The 918-nt window shown below is 56.6% G+C and carries 1 protein-coding gene; it reads right to left on the bottom strand.

From position 1 onward, the window contains the following. Nucleotides 1–417: 417 nt before the first annotated feature. Nucleotides 418–918, bottom strand: a 501-nt coding sequence (locus tag ACF8ME_RS23585) for a flagellin (protein WP_392418410.1), incomplete at its 5' end; no start/stop codon positions are given.

The following is a 918-nucleotide window of genomic DNA, read 5'->3' as shown; positions in this document are numbered from 1 at the left end:
CCCTGGGTGGTGCTCAGATTGCGCTGGGCATTGAGCGATTGCATGTTGGTGTTGATGGTCATGGCCATGGTGGCAGCTCCTCAGTGAAATCTGTGTGAAACCGGGTCATCTCGATCGCTAGACCCCATGCCCAGCGACCCTCGCTACCCAATCAACCTGCCATCAGCGGCTTGCTTCGTATTCAGAAATCGCAAGAGCTGCTGGAGGGGCTCAGGATGTTTCATCCATCTGCTGATAGGAATTTCGACATCGACTTACAGTACTTGAATATTTTTTTAAAGAAGTTTTTCATCTCACCTGCCTCAACCCGCAAGTGCAGACGGGACTCAGATAGCAACCCAAGCCACAGAAAGCAAAAAGGCAGCGTGCATCAAGCACGCTGCCTTCCGCCATCCTCCGGGACAGGCTAGGCCTGGTTCAGCGCAGGAGGGCAAGAACGCCCTGGGGCAGTTGGTTGGCCTGGGCCACCATGGCCGTGCCAGCCTGTTGCAGGATCTGGGCGCGGCTCAGGTTCGAGGTTTCACCAGCGAAGTCGGCGTCCATGATGCGACCACGGGCTGCCGCGGTGTTTTCCGAAGCCACTTGCAGGTTGGCGATCGTGGCTTCGAAACGGTTCTGAGCCGCGCCGTAGTCGGCACGCATACCGCTGACGGTATCCAGTGCGGCGTCAATCGCAGTCATTGCGGTTTTGGCGGTCGTTTCATCTGCGCCAAGAGTGTCCGTCGAATTGTTCAATCCAGCCAGTGCATTGGTTGCAACGTTCACGGTGATCTGGTTGTCACCTGCCGTGTTGGCTCCGACCTGGAATACAAAGCTGGTCGGAGCGTCGGAATTAAGCAGTTTCTTGCCGTTGAACTCCGTGTTCTCGATGACGCGGCCGATTTCCGCAGCCAGCGCTTTGTACTCCTTGTCCAGAGC

Source organism: Delftia sp. WSY_7, assembly GCF_043104845.1.
Lineage (GTDB): Bacteria > Pseudomonadota > Gammaproteobacteria > Burkholderiales > Burkholderiaceae_C > Comamonas > Comamonas tsuruhatensis.
Note: the sequence above shows the minus strand (reverse complement) of the source record. Positions and strands in the feature narration are given on the sequence as shown.